The sequence below is a fragment of the Pseudomonas sp. KCJK9058 genome (assembly GCF_046230975.1).
GTDB lineage: Bacteria > Pseudomonadota > Gammaproteobacteria > Pseudomonadales > Pseudomonadaceae > Aquipseudomonas > Aquipseudomonas alloputida.
In genome coordinates this window covers 24,257-41,759 of record NZ_JBJJLR010000003.1, presented here as the reverse complement: position 1 = coordinate 41,759, position 17,503 = coordinate 24,257, and the positions used below count along the sequence as shown (strand labels likewise).

Here is a 17,503-nt window from a genome sequence, read left to right as displayed (position 1 = left end):
CCTAGACCAACTTTAGGAAAGAACCAACATCATGGCTGCAATCAGTGTCGAACCTTGCACCTTTGCCCTGTTTGGCGCCCTCGGCGACCTGGCATTGCGCAAGCTGTTTCCTGCGCTCTACCAGCTCGACCGGGCCAACCTGTTGCACCCGGACACTCGCCTGCTGGCCCTCGCCCGTGAGGTCGGCAGTGCGCAGGAGCACCTGGACAGCATCGAAGCCCACCTGCGCCGGCACGTGTCCGAGGCAGATATCGAGCCTGCCGCGCTGGGTCGCTTCCTCGCCCGCCTGAATTATCAGCATCTGGACTTCCTTCAGCCCGAGGGCTATCAGGCCCTGGCCGAGCAATTGCCGGGCGAGCTGCCGCTGATCGCCTACTTCGCCACGGCGGCGGCGGTGTATGGGGCCATCTGCGAAAACCTCGACAAGGTCGGGCTGGCTGCGCGCACCCGGGTAGTGCTCGAGAAACCGATTGGCCACGACCTGGAGTCGTCGCGCCGGGTCAACGATGCCGTGGCGCGGTTTTTCCCTGAAAGCCGGGTTTACCGCATTGACCACTACCTGGGCAAAGAGACGGTGCAGAACCTGATTGCCCTGCGCTTCGCCAATAGCCTGTTCGAAACCCAGTGGAACCAGAACTCCATCTCCCATGTGGAGATTACCGTCGCGGAAAAGGTCGGCATCGAAGGCCGTTGGGGTTATTTCGACAAGGCCGGCCAACTGCGTGACATGATCCAGAACCACCTGCTGCAGTTGCTGTGCCTGATCGCCATGGACCCGCCCAGCGAACTGTCCGCCGATGCCATCCGCGACGAGAAGGTGAAAGTGCTCAAGGCCCTGGCACCGATCACTGGTGACGGTTTGAGCACCAGTGTGGTGCGCGGCCAGTACATTGCCGGCTACAGCGAAGGCAAGCCGGTACCTGGTTACCTGGAAGAAGACAACGCCAACGCCCAGAGCGACACCGAAACCTTCGTCGCCCTGCGCGCCGACATCCGTAACTGGCGCTGGTCGGGCGTGCCGTTCTACCTGCGAACCGGCAAGCGCATGCCGCAAAAACTGTCGCAGATCGTCATTCACTTCAAGGAAACGCCGCATTACATCTTCGCCCCGGAACAGCGTTTGCAGATCGGTAACAAGCTGATCATCCGCCTGCAACCGGACGAAGGCATTTCTTTACGGGTGATGACCAAGGAGCAGGGCCTGGACAAGGGCATGCAACTGCGCAGTGGCCCATTGCAGCTGAATTTTTCCGATGCCTGGCGCAGTGCAAGAATTCCGGATGCCTACGAGCGGCTGTTGCTCGAAGTGATGCGCGGCAACCAGAACCTGTTCGTGCGCAAGGACGAAATCGAGTATGCCTGGAAGTGGTGCGACCAGTTGATCGCCGGCTGGCGTAATGCGGGCGACGCGCCCAAGCCATACGCGGCGGGCTCCTGGGGGCCGATGAGCTCGATTGCACTGATCACACGCGATGGGAGGGCGTGGTATGGGGATATCTGAATTGAAACTGCCAGCGGCCGTGAAGGCTCATGAACTGGCGGATGCCAAGGCACTGTCCGTGTCCTTGGCTCATGATGTGGCTGAGCGCCTGCGCGCCGCGATTGCCGCCAAGGGGCAGGCCTGTTTGGTGTTGTCTGGCGGCCGCAGCCCGGTGCCGTTCCTGGAGAAGCTGGCCAGCGAGCAGCTGGACTGGGCCAAGGTCATCGTCAGCCTGGCGGATGAGCGCTGGGTGCCAGTGGAGCACGCTGACAGCAATGCCGGCCTGCTGGCCCGCCACCTGTTGAAGGGCGCAGCGGCCAAGGCCCGCTTCGTTGGCCTGTACCAGCAGGCGGAGAACCTTGATGCAGCTGCGCTCAAAGCTGACCAGGCCTTGGCCGAGCTACCGCCGATCGACGTGCTGGTGCTGGGTATGGGCGATGATGGCCATACCGCCTCGCTGTTCCCCGCCAGTCCTAACCTGGAAGCAGGCCTGGACCCGGCCGGCCCACGCCGCTGCCTGCCATTGCTGGCGCCAAGCGTGCCGCACCAGCGCCTGTCGATGACCCGTTCGCTGCTGGCCAGCGCGGCCTCCATCGCGCTGTCTGTGCAAGGCCAGAGCAAACTCGCTACCCTGCGCGCCGCGCTGGCGGGCAATGACCTTACTGAAATGCCGATTCGCGCTTTTCTTCACGACCCCCTGGACATCTACTGGTGCCCATGAGCCAAGGATCCACAGTCATGACCACCCTTGAACGCCCACAGCCCAAGCTCTCGATGGCTGATAAAGCCGCGCGGATCGACGCCATTTGCAAAAAGGCGCGCATCCTGCCGGTGATCACCATTGCTCGTGAGGAAGACATCCTGCCGCTGGCTGACGCCCTGGCCGCTGGCGGTATCCGTACCTTGGAAGTGACCCTGCGCTCACAGCATGGCCTCAAGGCCATTCAAGTGCTGCGTGAGCAGCGCCCGGAGCTGTGTGTCGGTGCCGGTACCGTGCTCGACCGCAGCATGTTCGCGGCGGTTGAAGCTGCGGGCGCGCAGTTCGTCGTTACCCCTGGCATTACCCAGGACATTCTCGAGGCTGGCGTGGACAGTGAAATCCCGCTGTTGCCGGGCATCAGCACGCCGTCCGAAATCATGATGGGCTATGCCCTGGGCTACCGCCGGTTCAAGTTGTTCCCGGCGGAAATCAGCGGCGGCGTAGCGGCGATCAAGGCCTTTGGTGGCCCGTTCGGCGATATTCGTTTTTGTCCTACCGGTGGTGTAAACCCGGCCAACGTGCGCAACTACATGGCACTGCCAAACGTGATGTGCGTGGGGGGAACCTGGATGCTCGACAGCAGCTGGATCAAGAACGGTGACTGGGCGCGGATCGAAGCGTGCAGTGCCGAGGCGATGGCACTGTTGGACGCCAACTGAAAACAGTTGTGTGCTTTACGGCTTGTGGGGCGCTTGGTCGGCGCCCCTTTTTTTTATCCGTTGATTTCGTTGTCTGCTTTGCCACCTGACGGCTGACGTGCCGGCCCTCAATACGTGATCACGCCCCCATAAACACTTCCTGGTGAGGAAACATGAGCGCCTAGGCGCAGAACTCAACAGTTAATAGTCTCACGCCTTCAACTATTGTTCAGAGGTGTGCGATGACAGGCTTCGAGCGTTTGTCACCCGATGCGTTCCCCGTTTTAAACGGTTCATACCTGATTGAAAGGTACCTGCTCAGCACGGACGAATTTCATCCTGGATGTTGGATAGAAGGTGAAACCGTCTACGGTGGGTTTGGGTTTCCTTCAGGAAAAAAGAAGGTATTGACCCGCCCGGTTTTCGCCTACTTCGACTACGTGGGCACTTATAAAACATTAAGTGCTGGAGACTGTGAAATTGATCTGTCCCGTGCCAGTGGGCATGAGGTCTGGTTTGCACATGATGCCGAAGGCTTTTCTGCGCCGAGTGGAATCGGGCTGGTAAGCGTAAAGTCAGATCTGCTCTCCGGCTGCTCTGCCGAAGAGTGGCGGCCGTTATCATCGGTTGGGCATACCGTGCGCGTAGCGGGAGCTGAATGCTATGTGGCCTACCAGTTGAAGCAGGTCTATGCGCATTGGGTAAAACAGGGCGATGCCCAGTGCTCTGAGCTGTTCAAGGTACAGCCCGTGCGTGTGCAAGGCGACAACAAAGGCGTTTTCTTCCTTTCTTCCGTGGCCACAGACCTGATGTGGGTAGGACATGGTTCGGATAACACCAAAGCGCCAATATCACGACAGGCGTTATATCACCTGATATTCAATCTTGCTTATGGCGCAGCGGGTGACGCCGGCTGGAGTTTTAATGATCAGGCGGCCAGCAACCGCTTCCTGCAATATTGAGTGGATGAGGTCATATTCAATGAGCGATTTGATGAATGAAATCAGCCGGTACCCCCTGAAAAGAGGGTCTTTCGAAATCGAGCAGTACCTGATAGGTGATCAGTTGCATGCCGGTTGCTGGGTGGATGCCGATACCACCTACGGTGATGTCAGGTGTGGTAACTATGACTGGGCCACTTACACGCGGCCAGTCTTTGCTTATCTGCAACATGTGGCCACGATACGATCCAATGTGCAAACGGAACACGAGCGCGAAGTGGTAGTTTGCGAGGGCTTCAGCAAGAGTTTCTCCAAAGGCGTCGAGTTCAAGGTAGGCTTCTCTGCTGACTTCGGCCCGGCGAATGCGAACGCTGAACTCACTGCCATGTTTTCGGTTTCTGAAACGGTGAGCGGTTCGGAGTCAACCAAGCGCTCATTGAGAGTGAAGGGCGATGGGACCATCATGGTGTATCAAGTGCACATGGTCTACGCTCACCACATGACATCCGCTGGCGTGCTTGCTGGATACGTACCCTATACCAAGAGCTCAGATATATTCAATGACGATGGGCGGCTGGTGCGGCAGGACATCACGATGCTTTCATCGGTGGTTTGCGATCAGCTTGTTCCGGTCAGGAATGAAAAATCAATAAAGCCTCTGACCTGGAGTCAGGTTAACCAAGCGGTCTTGTTCAATCAATTTGAGAAAGCGCCAGGCGCCAGACGCTGGACTTTTGATTTCTCGGTATTTTGATTAACGTCGCAATGAAAAAAGCCCGCTTTAAACCAGCGGGCTTTCTGCCTGTAGTGGTTTGATCAAGCCGCTTTTGCTTCCTGCTGGCTCAGCGAGCGATTCAGTGCGCTGAACAGGGCCTTGAAGCTGGCCGTGGTGATGTTCTCATCGATACCCACGCCATGTACCGGGCGGCCACCGGCCACGCGCAGTTCGATGTAGGCCGCGGCCTTGGCGTTGGTGCCAGCACCAATCGCATGCTCGTTGTAGTCCATGATCTCCACGGCAATCGGCAGGCCGGCCACCAGTGCTTCCAGGGCGCCGTTGCCCTTGCCGCGCCAGTGCAGGGTGGTTTCGCCTTCACCGGCAACTTCCACTTCCACAGCGCTGTGGCCGTTTTCTTCCTGCAGGCGATGGCTGACCAGTGCGTATGGCGCGTTGGCCTGGAGGTATTCCTTGTGCAACAGGCTGTAGATCTGCTGGGCGGTCATTTCCAGGCCCAGGCGGTCAGTCTCACCCTGCACCACCTGGCTGAATTCGATCTGCATGCGACGCGGCAGGCTGATGCCATATTCCTGCTCGAGCAGGTAGGTGATACCGCCTTTGCCCGACTGGCTGTTGACGCGGATTACCGCTTCGTAGCTGCGGCCGATGTCGGCCGGGTCGATCGGCAGGTAAGGCACCTCCCACAGTTCCCCATCCTGCTGCTTGGCGAAGCCCTTGCGGATGGCGTCCTGGTGCGAGCCGGAGAACGCGGTATGGACCAGGTCGCCCACATACGGGTGACGTGGGTGCACCGGCAACTGGTTGCACTCTTCGACCACCTTGCGCACACCGTCGATGTCGGAGAAGTCCAGCAACGGGTCGATGCCCTGGGTGTAGAGGTTCAGTGCCAAGGTCACCAGGTCGACGTTACCGGTACGCTCGCCGTTGCCGAACAGGCAGCCTTCGGCACGGTCGGCACCGGCCATGAGGCCCAGTTCGGTGGCAGCGATGCCGGTGCCGCGGTCGTTGTGGCAGTGCAGGCTGATGATCACGCTGTCGCGGCGGCTGACGTTGCGGCAGAACCACTCGATCTGGTCGGCGTAGATATTTGGCGTGGACACTTCCACGGTGGCCGGCAGGTTGAGGATGATCTTGTGTTCAGGGGTAGGGTTCCACACCTCGATGACCGCGTCGCAGACTTCCTTGGCGAACTCCATTTCAGTGGCGCTGAAGGTTTCTGGCGAGTACTGGAAGGTCCACTGGGTTTCCGGCTGCTGGGCGGCGTACTTGACGAACAGCTTGGCCGCGTTCACCGCGATGTCCTTCACGCCTTGCTTGTCCTGATTGAAGACGATGCGGCGGAACGACGGGCTGGTGGCGTTGTACAGGTGGACGATGGCCTTCTTCGCACCGCGCAGCGATTCGAAGGTGCGGGCAATCAGGTCTTCACGTGCCTGGGTGAGCACCTGGATGGTGGTGTCATCCGGGATGTGGCCGTCCTGGATCAGGGTGCGCACAAAGTCGAAATCGGTTTGCGAGGCAGACGGGAACGAGGCTTCGATCTCCTTCACGCCAACCTGCACCAAGGTCTTCCAGAAGCGCAGTTTCTTCTCCGAGTCCATCGGCTCTATCAGCGACTGGTTGCCGTCACGCAGGTCGGAACTGCACCAGATAGGTGCCTGGGTGATGGTCTTCGACGGCCAGGTACGGTCAGGCAGGTCGATGGTCGGGAAAGCGCGGTATTTCTTCGAAGGGTCTTTGAGCATGGTCATGGAAGCAATCCTTTTGTGTGCGGCCGAGATCGGGCCTGCCGAGCGATAACGATATGAAGAGGCGAGGCGACGCGATTCAGCCTGGTAGTCGGGCGCTGACCAGGCAGAGGCTGCGATGTTGTCGGAGCAGGATGAGGGTGCTGAAGGTTTTCATGCCTTCAAACTTAACCAGTGGGGTGGGGGATGGCAAGCGTTCGGGGAAAATTGAGAGAAATGCTTAAAAAAAGCCATTAGGCGAGATTTTATGGCTTGATTGGGCTGAGTGCTTCGTTGCTTTTGCGCGGTATTTTTCGATGGCGCAACACAATGGAAGAAATGCCAGCGGTGCTGGCCCATTCGTGGGTAACCCCGCGCCTACAGGTACGCCGCCCCTTGTAGGAGCGGGTTGCCCGCGAATGGGCCGGCCCAGGCGGCGCACCGTTCAGGGCTGGAACGCCCCAATGAAAATCGCCGGGTCTACCCGCGCATCGTTCAGGCTGACGTTCCAGTGCATGTGCGGCCCGGTAGCCCGGCCGGTCGAGCCCACGCGCCCGACCACCTCGCCACGACGCAGTTGCTGGCCCACCTGCACATCGATTTTCGACATGTGGCAGAACATGCTGATAAAGCCCTGCCCATGGTCGACGAACACCGTGCGGCCGTTGAAGAAATAGTCCCCCACCAGAATCACTTTTCCGTTGGCGGGTGTCTTGATCGGCGTGCCTGCCGGCACCGCAAAATCCAGCCCCGCATGCGGGTTGCGTTCTTCGCCGTTGAAGAAGCGGCGCACGCCGAACTTGCTCGACAGCGGGCCGTTGACCGGCTTGTCGAGAACCAGGTTGCTCGGCAGGTTAGGGCTGAAGCTGCGGTAGGCCTTGATCTGCTCGGCCAGTTCGCGGTCGATGCGCTTGAGGTCGGCCGGGTTCGGGTTGACCTGGCGCGTGTTCTTCAGGGTGATGCGCTGCTCAGGGTACTTCTTGCTGCCTACGCTGAAAGGCAGGGTGCGCCGGCCCTGGTTCAGCACTGCGGTGCCGGGCTTCTGGGTCAGCGGGATGCCGACGATGGCCAGCCAGTTGTCCTGCTCCTTCACCACCAGCACCGGTTTGCCGTCGAAACGGGCGCTGGGTGCGTTGGCGGCGGGGCCCAGGTCGACGACTGCCACACCGCCGGGTACCGGTTTGTTCAGTGTGCGGGTGATGTAGCTGGCCTGGGCGCCGCCGGCCAGCAGCAACAGGGAAAGGGCAAGCAGGGGCGCGAGCACGCGGGGCATGTGTCAGTCCAGTAGTGAGAGGGTGACCGGGGTCAGGTGGTTGTCTTCGACCCGCACCAGCAGCTCGCCTTCGTTCAGGCGGGCGGTCAGGCGTTGGCCGTTGCGGGTCTGTTCCGCGCTGCGAATGGCCTGGCCTTGTTCATCCAGCAAAATGCTGTATCCGCGGGCCAGGGTGGCCAGCGGACTGACCACCTGCAGTGTCTGCAACTGGGCCTGGAACCGCTGGCGACGGTCCTTGAGCACCTCACGCATGGCCCGTGGCAGGCGCTCGGCCAGGCTGTCCAGGCGCTGGTTCAGCAGTTTCAGGTTACGCCCCGGATGCTGCGCGGCCAGGCGGGCGTCCAGGCGTGCCAGGCGTTCGCGGCGCTGGTTGATGTTGAGCATGAACGCGCGACGCAGGCGCATGTCCAGGTCGTCCAGGCGTTGAGCCTGCTGGCGCAAACGCTCGCCTGGATGACGCAGGCGACGGGTGAGTGACTCCAGGCGCAGGCGGTCGTGGGTCAGGCGGTTCTGCATGCGCAGCAGCAGGCGCCGTTGCAGGCCATCCAGGCGTTGCCGAAGGCCGCTGTTGTCAGGGGCCAGCAGCTCGGCGGCAGCCGACGGGGTGGGCGCGCGCACGTCAGCCACGAAGTCGCTGATCGACACGTCGGTTTCATGGCCCACGGCGCTGACAATTGGCGTGACGCAGGCGGCCACGGCACGCGCCACAGCTTCCTCGTTGAAACACCACAGGTCTTCCAGCGAACCACCACCACGCGCCAGAATCAGCGCATCGAAGCCGAGGCTGTCGGCCAGGCGGATGGCGCGTACGATCTGCGCGATGGCTTCGCGGCCCTGTACAGCCGTAGGGATCAGGTTCAGCTCCACCTGCGGGGCACGGCGGCCGAACACACTGATGATGTCGCGGATCACCGCGCCAGTGGGCGAGGTGATGATGCCGATGCGCTGCGGGTGAGCCGGCAGTGGCTTCTTTCGTTCGGTGCTGAACAGTCCCTCGGCACCGAGCTTATCCTTCAGGGCCTCGAAAGCCAGGCGCAGCGCGCCATCACCGGCTGGCTCGACGGTGTCGAGAATCAGCTGGTAGTCGCCACGTCCCTCGAACAGCGAAACCTTGCCGCGCACCCGCACCGCCAGGCCGTCTCGCAGCGCCTGGCGTACCCGCGTGGCGTTCTGCCGGAACAACGCGCAACGCACCTGGGCGCCGCTGTCCTTGAGGGTGAAGTACATGTGGCCGGACGCCGGGCGGGCGAGGTTGGAGATTTCGCCTTCCACCCACACGCTGCGGAAAACGTCTTCCAGCAGCACGCGGGCGCGGCCGTTGAGTTGGCTGACGGTAAGGACCTCGCGGTCCAGCCCGAGTCGTTCGAAAGGGTCTTTGATCATGGCAGGCATCATAAATGACATCGGCCCCGGTTGTCTGTCTTGCCCCTACTGTCAGCCTTGACCCCATCCTTGTGGGAGCGGCCTTGCGTCGCGAAAGGGCCGCAACGCGGCCCCGGCACTTCATGCGGCGAAGCTGAAAACCTGGGGCCGCATCGCAGCCCTTTCGCGACGCAAGGCCGCTCCCACAAGACCGCAACCGGTGCCTTCAGCCCTGCATCGTCGCCACGAACTGCCGCACCAGTTGCCCCGCATCACGGCGACAGGCCAGTGCCACCGCGCTCTGGCAATCACCCTCCAGCGCTACGAAGCTGACTGAAGCCGGGGCAATCTCGCACATGCACCGCGGCAACAACGCCACCCCAAACCCAGCCTGTATCAGCTGCAACTGCGTAGTCTTGCGCGACAGTACCTGCGCCGCCTGCGGGAAGAACCCTGCCCCCATGCACAACGAGGCCGACAGGTAGCTCAAGCCACCGCGATCCCGGTGCGGGATGGAAATGAAGCGTTCTTCCTTCAATTGCTCCAGTTGCACGTGCCGAGTACCCGCCAAGGGGTGCCCAGCGGCGACCGCCAGCAACAAGGGCTCGTCGAACAGTTCATGCAGCACCACGCCTTCATGCTGGCGCAGCACCGGCAAGCGCAACAGGCCGATATCCAGCCGTCCGGCAGCAATGTCTTCCAGTTGTGCCTCCGACGACTGCTGCGCAATCTCCAGCGAAACCCCTGGGTTGTGCTTCAGGTAGTTCCCCAGGCGAGCCAGAAGCCCGCCGGTCAGCGGCACGGTGCTGGAATGGTTCAGGCGCAAGCTGCCTTGCAACCCTTGGCCAATGTCACGGGTAACCCGCTCGGCCTGTGCCAGGTCAGCCAGCAAGCGTCGCGCCCGTTCAAGAAAGGCCTGACCGGCCAGCGTCAGGCGAGGCAGGCGCGCCGTGCGTTCGAACAGCGGCGTGTCCAGTTGTTGCTCCAGCTCCTTGATCTGCCGGCTAAGGGCCGACTGGGCGACGTACAGTCGCTCGGCGGCGCTGCTGAAACTGCCGCACTCGGCGATCTCCACGAAGTAACGCAGCTGTCGGATTGACGTCATGTCATGCCTTTTCGAGATGGCTTTTGGGATAAAGGCATATTAGTCGGCATGGCTCATGGCTGGCTAACCTTTGCCTGTCTTCCCAGGAACTGCTGCCATGCTTGCCCAACTGTCGTTTTCCGGCCTTGACTGGCTGCCGATCCTGTTCGCCATTGCCGCGGCCTACATCGTCTTCGGCATCGCCGGCTTCGGTACTGCACTGGTGGCGGGGCCGGTGCTGATCCACTTCATGCCGTTGTCACGCATCATCCCGTTGCTGGTGCTGCTGGATTTCGTGGCCGCGTTCGGCAACCTGCTGCCGTCGCGCCGGGATGTGGTACGCAGTGAATTGCTGCGGCTGCTGCCCTTCATGGCCTTGGGTTGTACGTTGGGCGTGGTGTTCTTGCTGCAACTGAAGTCCGACCTGTTGCTGCTGTTGATGGGGGTATTCGTGACTGCCTATGCACTTTACGGGCTGGCAGTGAAAGTGAGGCCAGCCAGCCTGTCCGGCGTCTGGGCGGTGCCGATGGGCACGGCAGGCGGGTTGTTCGGGGCTTTGTTCGGCAGCGGCGGGTTTCTTTATGCCCTTTACCTGAGCGCACGGCTGGAGGTGAAGGAACAGGTACGCGCCACCCAGAGCGCGCTGATCAGCTGCAGTACGATAGTGCGTCTGTCGCTGTTCCTGATCGCCGGTGTCTATGCCGACCAAAGCCTGCTGCTGCTCGCCGCCTGCCTGCTGCCTGTCATGTTCATTGGCCTTTGGGTAGGGCGTCGGTTGACCCACCGGTTATCCCGCGAAGCCTTCGTACGCCTGGTGACCTGGCTGGTGCTGGCCAGTGGGCTGGCGTTGATTGGTCGCTACCTGAGCGCCTGAGCGGTAGAATTGCGTCATTACCGGCGTTTCTCAGGCTTGTCCCGTTCATGAACACCCAGAGCATCATCGTTCCAAAGCTGTCTACCGTCCCGGTGCATGAAGCCCGTGCCCGCGCCATCCTGCGCTGGCTGGTGCGCGAAAAGGTCGTCGAGGAGCAGCTGACCACCTGTGGCCGCACCGGTAACCGCATGGGCCATGCCCTGGCGGCAGGGGCGCGCAAAGTGGCCCTGCACCCGGAAAAACTGCCCTTCGGCGAACCGGTCAACGGCCTGGAAGTGATGCTCAAGCGCTGCATCTATACCCCCACCGAAGGCTTCCTCGAAGAAGCCGGTTGCCCGGAGTGCCGGCGCGAGGTAGGCGAGCCGTTGTTCGAAAGCCTGGAAGAGTGGATGCCGGCAGTGAGCGACAACTTTACCTGCCCACTGTGCGGCTTCGAAGATGACATCAATGGCTTCATTTACCTGCAGCCATGTGCCTTTTCCAACCTGGGGTTCATCTTCAACAACTGGGGCGAGGCCGGGTTCACCCAGGCCTTTCTCGACAGCTTCGCCGACTGGCTCGACCAGCCGGTGGCCGTGGTGCAGGTAAAACTGCCACAAGCCTGACCGAAGGCCCTTATTTTGCATTGAGCGGCGCGCCATGCATGAGTATAATGGCGCGCTTCCATTTTTCCCGCCCGGGAGCCCCCGCGATGCTGCGTATCAGCCAAGAAGCCCTGACCTTCGACGATATCCTCCTTGTACCTGGCTATTCCGAGGTACTGCCCAATGAAGTCAGTCTCAAGACCCGTTTGACCCGTGGCATCGAGCTGAACATTCCGCTGGTTTCCGCTGCCATGGATACCGTGACCGAAGCGCGTCTGGCCATTGCCATGGCTCAGGAAGGCGGTATCGGCATCATCCACAAGAACATGACCATCGAACAACAGGCCGGCGAAGTGCGCAAGGTCAAGAAGTTCGAGGCTGGCGTGGTCAAGGACCCGATCACCATCGACGCCGATGCCACTGTGCGCGACCTGTTCGAGCTGACCCGCCTGAACAACATCTCCGGCGTGCCGGTACTGGCGAACGGCGACCTGGTCGGCATCGTCACCTCCCGTGACGTGCGCTTCGAAAATCGCCTGGACGCCAAGGTTCGCGACGTGATGACGCCGAAAGAGCGCCTGGTCACCGTCCGCGAAGGCGCCGATAAAAACGAAGTTCGCGAGCTGCTGCACAAGCATCGCCTGGAAAAAGTCCTGATCGTTGACGACAAGTTCAACCTCAAGGGCATGATGACCGTCAAGGACATCGAAAAAGCCAAGGCTTACCCGCTGGCCAGCAAGGACGACCAAGGTCGCCTGCGCGTCGGCGCCGCCGTCGGCACCGGCAAGGACACCGGCGAGCGCGTTGCTGCGCTGGTGGCAGCTGGCGTTGATGTCGTCGTCGTCGACACTGCCCACGGCCACTCCAAAGGTGTGATCGACCGCGTACGCTGGGTGAAACAAACCTACCCGCAAGTGCAGGTGATCGGCGGCAACATCGCCACCGGCGCTGCCGCCAAGGCCCTGGCCGAAGCGGGTGCCGATGCGGTCAAGGTCGGTATCGGCCCTGGCTCTATCTGCACCACCCGGATCGTTGCTGGTGTCGGCGTGCCGCAAATCAGCGCCATCGCCAACGTTGCCGCAGCACTGGAAGGCACTGGCGTGCCACTGATCGCTGACGGCGGTATCCGCTTCTCCGGTGACCTGTCCAAGGCCATCGTTGCCGGTGCGTCCTGCGTGATGATGGGTTCGATGTTCGCCGGTACCGAAGAGGCCCCGGGTGAAGTCGAGCTGTTCCAGGGCCGTTCCTACAAGGCCTACCGCGGCATGGGCTCGCTGGGTGCCATGGCACAGGCGCAAGGCTCGTCCGACCGTTACTTCCAGGACTCCTCGGCCGGCGCCGAGAAGCTGGTACCGGAAGGCATCGAAGGCCGCGTTCCTTACAAAGGCGCCCTGGCCGCGATCATCCACCAGCTGATGGGCGGCCTGCGTTCGTCCATGGGCTACACCGGCAGCGCAACCATCGAAGAAATGCGCACCAAGCCGGAGTTCGTGCGCATCACCGGTGCCGGCATGGCCGAATCCCACGTGCACGACGTGCAAATCACCAAAGAAGCCCCTAACTACCGCGTAGGCTGAGGCTTCCAGCTACAACATAAAGCGGGGCTGTCATGACAGCCCCGCGTCGTTTCCGATTTCCACTGACGAGATTGAGTCATGGCCCTCGACATTCACGCTCACCGCATCCTGATCCTCGATTTCGGTTCCCAGTACACCCAGCTGATCGCCCGCCGCGTGCGCGAAATCGGCGTGTACTGCGAACTGCACCCGTTCGACATGGACGATGAAGCGATCCGCGAATTCAACCCGCGCGGCATCATCCTTGCCGGCGGCCCCGAGTCGGTCCACGAAGCCAACAGCCCGCGCGCTCCGCAAGCCGTATTTGACCTGAATGTGCCTGTGCTGGGTATTTGCTACGGCATGCAGACCATGGCCGAGCAGATGGGCGGCAAGGTAGAAGGTTCCGACCTGCGTGAGTTCGGTTATGCCCGCGTGGACGTTGTCGGCAAGAGCCGCCTGCTCGACGGCATCGAAGACCACGTTGACGACGACGGCGTGCTGGGCCTGGACGTGTGGATGAGCCACGGTGACAAGGTCACCCAGATGCCTGGCAACTTCAACATTCTGGCCAGCACCCCAAGCTGCCCGATCGCTGGAATGTACGACGACGTCCGCGGCTACTACGGCGTGCAGTTCCACCCTGAAGTGACCCACACCAAGCAAGGGGGTCGCATCCTGTCCCGCTTCGTGCAGGACATCTGCGGCTGTGAAGCCCTGTGGACGGCGTCCAACATCGTCGAAGACGCCATCGCCCAGGTGCGTGCGCAAGTCGGTTCGGCCAACGTCCTGCTGGGCCTGTCCGGCGGCGTTGACAGCTCGGTGGTTGCCGCGCTGCTGCACCGCGCCATCGGCGACCAGTTGACCTGCGTATTCGTCGACAACGGCCTGCTGCGCCTGCACGAAGGTGACCAGGTGATGGCCATGTTCAAAGAGAACATGGGCGTCAAGGTGATCCGCGCCGACGCTGAAAAGCAGTTCCTCGACAACCTGGCCGGCGAAGCCGACCCTGAGAAGAAGCGCAAGATCATCGGCCGCACCTTCATCGACGTGTTCGATGCCGAAGCCAGCAAGCTGGAGAACATCCAGTTCCTCGCCCAGGGCACCATCTACCCGGACGTGATCGAGTCGGCTGGCGCCAAGAGCGGCAAGGCTCACGTGATCAAGTCGCACCACAACGTTGGTGGCCTGCCGGAGGAGATGAACCTCAAGCTGGTCGAGCCGCTGCGTGAGCTGTTCAAGGACGAAGTGCGCAAGATCGGCCTGGAGCTGGGCCTGCCGTACGACATGGTCTACCGCCACCCGTTCCCGGGCCCGGGCCTGGGCGTGCGTATCCTTGGTGAAGTGAAGAAGGAATACGCCGACATCCTGCGTCGCGCCGACCACATCTTCATCGAAGAGCTGCGCAAGGCCGACTGGTACCACAAGACCAGCCAGGCGTTCGTGGTGTTCCAGCCGGTCAAGTCGGTCGGCGTCGTCGGCGACGGCCGTCGCTACGCCTGGGTCGTGGCCCTGCGTGCCGTCGAGACCGTGGACTTCATGACCGCGCGTTGGGCACACCTGCCGTACGAGCTGCTGGAAACCGTCAGCGGTCGTATCATCAACGAAATCGACGGTATCTCGCGCGTTACCTACGATGTGTCGAGCAAGCCGCCGGCGACCATCGAGTGGGAATAAGCCGGCACATGGCAATAGCCAGTGTCAGATGACCTGTAACACACAAAGGCCCGCGTAATCGCGGGCCTTTGTCATTCTGAGGTCTATCGGCTCCTCACGTTCATCTGCCCCGCTGCGTGCAATATCACAGCGAGTAGAACGGGTCGCTTTCAGGCGCCTGGTCGTGCAGCGCTTGGGCGAGGTCCTGTATGTGTTCTGACCACGCCACTGTCTTTACCCATTGCACGGGCATACCGGATACCCCGTACAACGCCCCGGCTAGTTGCCCCGCCACGGCTGCCACACTGTCGGCATCGTCTGCCAGGTTTGCGGCCAGAAGCACTGCGTCCCTGAAGTTGTCGGTATTCCACACCGCCCACAGTGCAGCTTCCAAGGTGTCGATGACATACCCTGAAGAGCGGATCTGATCGCGGCTTTTTTCCTTGTATTCGCCAGCGTTGATGATGGTGGCGCGGGCTTGCAGCGGGCGGACCATAGGGCGGCACATTTCATCCTTGTCCGCGCCGTTCAGGGCGAGGTGCAGCTGCGCACCCAGCAGTTCGCAACAACTTAGTGCTTCGGGCGCCCGGTGGGTGGTCCGACTCTGACTTTGAGCTTCGCGCCAGGTGGACGGTAGCATGTGGCGCCTGAATATGGCGGTCGGGGCGAGTCGGATGATCGAGCCATTACCGGCCGTGTTCGGGTCTGTGTTGCCTGACCAGTCCAAGCCTTGCCGTAGCCATCCTTCCAAGGCAAGGCGGGTTGCATTGCCGATGTCGAAGCAGACACCGTTAGCGCTGTTTTCCCCTTGCTTGTACCACCTGCACAGACGCTCAAGATAATCGGCATGGTCAAATCGCATGCACGCCAGGTACGAGTCCGCCAGGCAAAGCGCCATGCTCGTATCATCGGTCCACTCACCTGGCTTGAGCCTGAACGGCCCGCCGCCGACCATGTCATCGACATGCTTGGCATCACGGGGCAAGAACTCCAGCGTGGTGCCTACGGCATCGCCAATGGCCAACCCCAGCAATGCCCCCTTGGCTCTGTCGAGCGATTGATCGGGGGTGAGTGTGCAGGCGCGCGAATTTTGCCATTGCGGGTGTACGTACCCACGGCTTGCGGATTCGCGTGGGGTGGGCGCTGGCAGCAAGTGGTTGTACCGGTAGGCATATTCGGTAACGGCGAGGGTGGAGCTGTGCAGGTCGATCATAGTACTTCTTCTAATAAGAGACGAGTCGTGGGGCCTTGTTCAATCCGATTCAGTACTCTGAAAGAGGTACCTGGCGGGTACAGTACCTCCGCTTCGGGAATTTGCGTGAGGAAACTGATGTCCTTGCCGGATACGCCGCGTACGACCATCTGGGTATTGCCCGAAAACGGTGTTGTAGCGGATGAGCTGAAGAATGCCATGTCGGTCTCTACTGCACCCATTTGCATCCGATTGAGCACATGCTGCGGAAGATCCGTTCCACGATAGGTTTCAGCGCCTAAGTAGCGAGGCAAGCGTGCCAGGCCTTCGGTTGCATGCTCGGCAAAGGCCTTGATACCAGGCGTAGCAGTGCCTTCGCGCAATGCTTGGTTATACGCCTTGTACACATCGTTGGTAGAGTAGCCGTAAAGTGCGCCTATTTGATCGTCGCTGAGCAGTCTCGAAAGCTCCGGGGCCCGTATGTCTGCCCGAGCGCGGCCTTCGGCAATCCATCGCTCTGCCATGTCCTTGCCCACTGCATCGCGCAGGCTCATGAGCTTCTTCGGCGCCGCTGCAACGGTTTTTTCCGTGGCTTGCGTCGCTGGCGGCAGCTCTGGCTCCGCTTTCTTAAGCGGCGTTGCGGTTTTCATCTGCAGCTCAGGTTCGATCAGCAGCCTGTTCTGGTTTTTTGCCAGCCAGTTGGCCAACTGCTTGTTGGAAATCTCGGCCTGAAGCTTGGCGCTGCGGCTGGCGATGCTTTCCATGCTGCTCATCACGCCGGCTTTCATCTGCCCGCGGGTCAGGTAGGTCACGATCGCCATCAGCAAAAGCATCACGAGTTGCTCTTGTCCGCGTGCCAGTTGCCTTGCAGCTTGTTCGGTACGTTCTTGAACCAGCGCGGCCGAGCCGCCCGAAGGGTCGAGACCCGAGGGTTTCAGGCCGTCTTCGGCAGTCCACGCGGTTGCAAGCCCCTCTTGCATCGAGGCCAGGCAGGCGGGAAGCCCTTGATAGAAATACTCCGCGATGGCGGCCAGGCCCAATGCCATCAGGATCAGGTTACCGACCTGCAGGCCGATACCGCTGCCTGCGACCACCCCAGGTGCCGCGCCCACGCCAAAGGCAAGAGAACCTACCGCGCCGCCTATAGCGCCGCCTAGCGCGACGCTGCCGCCGAGAATCATCACCACTTCCTGCACGAGCTTGAGCAGCACGGGCAAAATCTGGTCGATGTTGATGGATGCCCATTTGCGGGACAGATTTGACTGCATCATGGGATAGGACAGCGCCATCGCCTGCCGGACGTTGTCGATCCGGTGCCCGCCTACAGCGCCATAGGCCTGGCTGGCGCCATCGCTTACACGGCGGGTGAAGCCGTCCCAGCTGTCATGGGCACTGCGCAACCCGCTGCTGACGCTCTGATTCAGGGCGCTGAACTTCTGGTCCAGGTTGCGTTCGATGTCGTCCCAGCTAGGGACGTAAGCTGATAAGTCCATTTACCATTGCATTCCTTTAGAGAAAGCCCGGTGAGTGTGCTGGCTGAAGGCGATTCATTCCCATGCACCGCCCTGGCAGTCAAGCCAACTGCCAAATAAGCTGATGGTTGCATTGCGAGGCATTTTCTCATCTGAGGTGCCTCT

At 61.1% G+C, this 17,503-nt stretch carries 15 protein-coding genes; 9 read left to right on the top strand and 6 right to left on the bottom strand.

Features of this window, described 5'->3' with window-relative positions:
- Positions 1 to 31: 31 nt before the first annotated feature.
- The 5 genes from zwf to ACK59Z_RS03210 all read left to right on the top strand — a co-directional run bounded on the left by zwf (position 32) and on the right by ACK59Z_RS03210 (position 4,573).
- Positions 32 to 1,501 (top strand): glucose-6-phosphate dehydrogenase, encoded by a 1,470-nt coding sequence (gene zwf, locus ACK59Z_RS03230; protein ID WP_409292394.1) that lies wholly within the window; start codon positions 32 to 34, stop codon positions 1,499 to 1,501.
- Complete coding sequence (pgl, locus tag ACK59Z_RS03225) at positions 1,488 to 2,201, top strand: 6-phosphogluconolactonase (RefSeq protein WP_409292393.1); 714 nt, start codon at positions 1,488 to 1,490, stop codon at positions 2,199 to 2,201. Before zwf ends, pgl begins: the two co-directional genes overlap by 14 nt.
- Before the next feature lie 17 nt (positions 2,202 to 2,218).
- A complete protein-coding gene (locus ACK59Z_RS03220) occupies positions 2,219 to 2,899 on the top strand; it encodes a bifunctional 4-hydroxy-2-oxoglutarate aldolase/2-dehydro-3-deoxy-phosphogluconate aldolase (protein WP_003255037.1) in 681 nt (226 codons plus the stop codon).
- Positions 2,900 to 3,120: 221 nt separating this feature from the next.
- On the top strand, positions 3,121 to 3,840 hold the full coding sequence (locus tag ACK59Z_RS03215; RefSeq protein ID WP_014755483.1) for a monalysin family beta-barrel pore-forming toxin: 720 nt from the start codon (positions 3,121 to 3,123) through the stop codon (positions 3,838 to 3,840).
- Positions 3,841 to 3,859: 19 nt separating this feature from the next.
- Positions 3,860 to 4,573: a monalysin family beta-barrel pore-forming toxin gene (locus ACK59Z_RS03210; RefSeq protein ID WP_258229844.1), complete on the top strand. Its 714-nt coding sequence runs from the start codon at positions 3,860 to 3,862 to the stop codon at positions 4,571 to 4,573.
- A 62-nt stretch (positions 4,574 to 4,635) separates the two neighbouring features.
- Here ACK59Z_RS03210 and leuA read toward each other — a convergent pair whose 3' ends face one another.
- From leuA to ACK59Z_RS03190, 4 genes are all read right to left on the bottom strand, one after another.
- Positions 4,636 to 6,309, bottom strand: coding sequence for a 2-isopropylmalate synthase (gene leuA / locus ACK59Z_RS03205; RefSeq protein WP_003255035.1), 1,674 nt, complete (start codon positions 6,307 to 6,309; stop codon positions 4,636 to 4,638).
- A 421-nt stretch (positions 6,310 to 6,730) separates the two neighbouring features.
- Entirely contained in the window at positions 6,731 to 7,558 is an 828-nt protein-coding gene (locus ACK59Z_RS03200; RefSeq protein ID WP_108191516.1) for a M23 family metallopeptidase, read from the bottom strand.
- Positions 7,559 to 7,561: 3 nt separating this feature from the next.
- Entirely contained in the window at positions 7,562 to 8,941 is a 1,380-nt protein-coding gene (xseA, locus tag ACK59Z_RS03195) for an exodeoxyribonuclease VII large subunit (RefSeq protein ID WP_409292392.1), read from the bottom strand.
- A 205-nt stretch (positions 8,942 to 9,146) separates the two neighbouring features.
- Entirely contained in the window at positions 9,147 to 10,025 is an 879-nt protein-coding gene (locus ACK59Z_RS03190; protein ID WP_108191515.1) for a LysR family transcriptional regulator, read from the bottom strand.
- Positions 10,026 to 10,122: 97 nt separating this feature from the next.
- Between ACK59Z_RS03190 and ACK59Z_RS03185 the strand changes: the two genes are divergently transcribed.
- The 4 genes from ACK59Z_RS03185 (at position 10,123) to guaA (ending at position 14,695) form a co-directional block, all read left to right on the top strand.
- Entirely contained in the window at positions 10,123 to 10,878 is a 756-nt protein-coding gene (locus tag ACK59Z_RS03185; protein WP_108191514.1) for a sulfite exporter TauE/SafE family protein, read from the top strand.
- 47 nt (positions 10,879 to 10,925) lie between these two features.
- Positions 10,926 to 11,483 carry a hypothetical protein gene (locus ACK59Z_RS03180; protein WP_003255027.1) on the top strand — a complete coding sequence of 186 codons (558 nt, stop codon included), beginning with the start codon at positions 10,926 to 10,928 and terminating at the stop codon, positions 11,481 to 11,483.
- Between the two features lie 86 nt (positions 11,484 to 11,569).
- The gene (guaB, locus tag ACK59Z_RS03175) at positions 11,570 to 13,039 is read left to right on the top strand and encodes an IMP dehydrogenase (protein ID WP_108191513.1); all 1,470 of its coding nucleotides are present in this window, start codon (positions 11,570 to 11,572) and stop codon (positions 13,037 to 13,039) included.
- A 78-nt stretch (positions 13,040 to 13,117) separates the two neighbouring features.
- Positions 13,118 to 14,695: a glutamine-hydrolyzing GMP synthase gene (gene guaA, locus ACK59Z_RS03170; protein ID WP_003255024.1), complete on the top strand. Its 1,578-nt coding sequence runs from the start codon at positions 13,118 to 13,120 to the stop codon at positions 14,693 to 14,695.
- A 124-nt stretch (positions 14,696 to 14,819) separates the two neighbouring features.
- Here guaA and tri1 read toward each other — a convergent pair whose 3' ends face one another.
- Positions 14,820 to 15,887 carry an ADP-ribosylarginine hydrolase Tri1 gene (gene tri1 / locus ACK59Z_RS03165; protein ID WP_012051362.1) on the bottom strand — a complete coding sequence of 356 codons (1,068 nt, stop codon included), beginning with the start codon at positions 15,885 to 15,887 and terminating at the stop codon, positions 14,820 to 14,822.
- Positions 15,884 to 17,359: a DUF6861 domain-containing protein gene (locus ACK59Z_RS03160; protein WP_012051363.1), complete on the bottom strand. Its 1,476-nt coding sequence runs from the start codon at positions 17,357 to 17,359 to the stop codon at positions 15,884 to 15,886. The genes tri1 and ACK59Z_RS03160 overlap by 4 nt, the downstream gene beginning before the upstream one ends.
- Between the last annotated feature and the right edge of the window lie 144 nt (positions 17,360 to 17,503).